Here is a 2,864-nt window from a genome sequence, read left to right on the forward strand (position 1 = left end):
TTGATCTGGGATGTTCGCCACGAAAGTGCCTCAGTCTTGTGTGTAAACGGTTTGAACGGGCTGCACCACGCGGCCGTCGGACCAGCTGAGAGGGCATGCCGAGGCCAGGTGCAGCGGCCAACGCTACCAGGGGCGCACCCCCCGCCCCAAACCGGTCGGCCGCCTGTCGGACGGCCCGCCGGCCGGCCTCCCGTCGTGAGCCGTCCGGGGCCGGCGGGGCGGAGCAGGGGCGGCAGCGGCCGGATCAGGCCCGGAGCACCGGCTCGCCGTAGTGCTCGACCTCGGGGAACGGCGCGTAGAAGCGGTGCAGCAGCTCCCGCCAGCGCCCGTACTCGGCGGAGCGACGGAACCCGTCCGTGTGGTCCTCCAGCCTCTCCCACTCCACCTGGAGCAGGAACCGCGACGTGCGGCCCTCGTCCAGGCAGCGCCGCAGTTCCAGCGAGCGGAAGCCGGGCTGGACCGCGATCAGCGGCCGGGCCTGCGCGAAGGCGGCGAGGAAGGCCTCCTCCTGGCCGGGGACGACGTCGAGAAGCGCACTTTCCAGGATCATGCGACCGCATCCTGCCGCAGCTCCGGGCGCCCGGGAAGTGCTGTCCGGCACCCGGGAGACGCTCTCCGGTTCCCCTGGGCGACCTGCCGTCCGGCACACCGTGGCAGCGCCCGTCCGACGCCCCGCGGCAGCGCGTCCGGCACCCCGGGGAGGCGCCGTCCGGCGTCCGGGGAAGAACCGAACGGCGGCGCACGTCGTGCTCGTGGGAGTATGGGAGGAACTATTTCGATCGGACGACTGTCCGGTCCCCGGGAAGCCGGTCAGCGATGACCCGACGCACCCGGCCCCCGGACCAACGGAGAATCGGACCAAGGTGCCCGCGACCCCCAGCAATGTGCCAGAGCCCAGCCGTACCGACCCGGCGCTGATCCGCAACTTCTGCATCATCGCCCACATCGACCACGGCAAGTCGACGCTCGCAGACCGGATGCTCCAGATCACCGGTGTGGTCGACCCGCGGCAGATGCGCGCCCAGTACCTCGACCGCATGGACATCGAGCGCGAGCGCGGCATCACCATCAAGTCGCAGGCCGTCCGCCTCCCGTGGGCGCCGAAGACCGGGGCGAACGCCGGTACGACGCACATCCTCAACATGATCGACACCCCGGGTCACGTGGACTTCACGTACGAGGTGTCCCGCTCCCTCGCGGCCTGCGAGGGCACCATCCTCGTGGTGGACGCCGCCCAGGGCATCGAGGCGCAGACCCTCGCCAACCTGTACCTGGCGTTGGAGAACGACCTCACGATCGTCCCGGTGCTCAACAAGATCGACCTGCCGGCCGCCCAGCCGGAGAAGTACGCCGCGGAGATCGCGCACATCATCGGGTGCGACCCGTCCGACGTGCTCCAGGTCAGCGCCAAGACCGGCCTCGGCGTCGAGGACCTGCTCGACCACATCGTGAACACCATCCCGGCCCCGGTCGGCGTCAAGGACGCCCCGGCCCGCGCGATGATCTTCGACTCGGTGTACGACTCCTACCGCGGCGTGGTCACCTACGTGCGTGTCGTGGACGGTCAGCTCACCAAGCGCGAGCGGATCGCGATGATGTCGACCGGCGCCACCCACGAGCTGCTGGAGATCGGCGTCATCTCGCCCGAGCCGAAGGTCGCCGACGGTCTCGGCGTCGGCGAGGTGGGCTACATCATCACCGGTGTGAAGGACGTCCGGCAGTCCAAGGTCGGTGACACCATCACCTCGATGCACAAGGGTGCGACCGAGGCGCTGGGCGGCTACAAGGACCCGCGCCCGATGGTGTTCTCCGGCCTCTACCCGCTGGACGGCTCGGACTACCCGCTGCTCCGTGACGCCCTGGACAAGCTGCGGCTGAACGACGCCGCGCTGGTCTACGAGCCGGAGACGTCGGTGGCGCTGGGCTTCGGCTACCGCTGTGGCTTCCTCGGCCTGCTGCACCTGGAGATCATCCGGGAGCGGCTGGAGCGCGAGTTCAACCTCGACCTGATCTCCACCGCCCCGAACGTGGTCTACCGCGTGGTGATGGAGGACGGCACCGAGCACACGGTCACCAACCCGAGCGAGTTCCCGACCGGCAAGATCGCCGAGGTGTTCGAGCCGGTCGTGCGCGGCACCATCCTGGCGCCGAACGAGTTCGTCGGCGCGATCATGGAGCTCTGCCAGTCCCGCCGCGGCAACCTCCAGGGCATGGACTACCTCTCCGAGGACCGGGTGGAGCTGCGCTACACCCTCCCCCTCGCGGAGATCGTCTTCGACTTCTTCGACCAGCTGAAGTCCAAGACCCGCGGTTACGCCTCGCTCGACTACGAGCCCATCGGCGAGCAGAGCGCCAGCCTGGTGAAGGTCGACATCCTGCTGCACGGCGACGCGGTGGACGCGTTCTCCGCGATCGTGCACAAGGACAAGGCCTACAACTACGGCGTGATGATGGCGGGCAAGCTGCAGAAGCTGATCCCGCGCCAGCAGTTCGAGGTGCCGATCCAGGCGGCCATCGGCTCCCGGGTGATCGCCCGTGAGACGGTTCGCGCGATCCGCAAGGACGTTCTCGCCAAGTGCTACGGCGGTGACATCTCGCGTAAGCGCAAGCTGCTGGAGAAGCAGAAGGAAGGCAAGAAGCGGATGAAGATGGTCGGCCGCGTGGAGGTGCCGCAGGAGGCCTTCATCGCCGCGCTGTCCACCGACGCAGAGGCGCCGAAGGAGAAGAAGTAACCGACGGCGCACGAGGGCCCGGGGCGAGCCGCCCCGGGCCCTCGGCATGTCCCGGGTCCCGGCACGCGCCCCGGCCCCTCGACACCTCCCGGCCCCCCGGCCCCCGGCCCCCCCACCCCCCCGCCCGGCCCC

Annotated in this window: 2 protein-coding genes; one reads left to right on the top strand and one right to left on the bottom strand. The window is 69.7% G+C overall.

Annotated elements, in window-relative coordinates; translation table 11 throughout:
• Positions 1-244 precede the first annotated feature (244 nt).
• Positions 245-550 carry an antibiotic biosynthesis monooxygenase gene (locus C2142_RS26095; protein ID WP_148645195.1) on the bottom strand — a complete coding sequence of 102 codons (306 nt, stop codon included), beginning with the start codon at positions 548-550 and terminating at the stop codon, positions 245-247.
• Between the two features lie 313 nt (positions 551-863).
• On the opposite strand from C2142_RS26095, the gene lepA reads away from it, so the two are divergent.
• Positions 864-2,732, top strand: a complete 1,869-nt coding sequence (gene lepA, locus C2142_RS26100) for a translation elongation factor 4 (RefSeq protein ID WP_148645196.1) — start codon at positions 864-866, stop codon at positions 2,730-2,732.
• Positions 2,733-2,864: the final 132 nt, after the last annotated feature.

The sequence above is a fragment of the Streptomyces sp. CB01881 genome, from assembly GCF_002953255.1.
Classification (GTDB): domain Bacteria; phylum Actinomycetota; class Actinomycetes; order Streptomycetales; family Streptomycetaceae; genus Kitasatospora.

Excerpts from the sequence above, each read along its gene's own strand:
- C2142_RS26095 (WP_148645195.1), bottom strand. The coding sequence starts at position 550 with ATGATCCTGGAAAGTGCGCTTCTCGACGTCGTCCCCGGCCAGGAGGAG.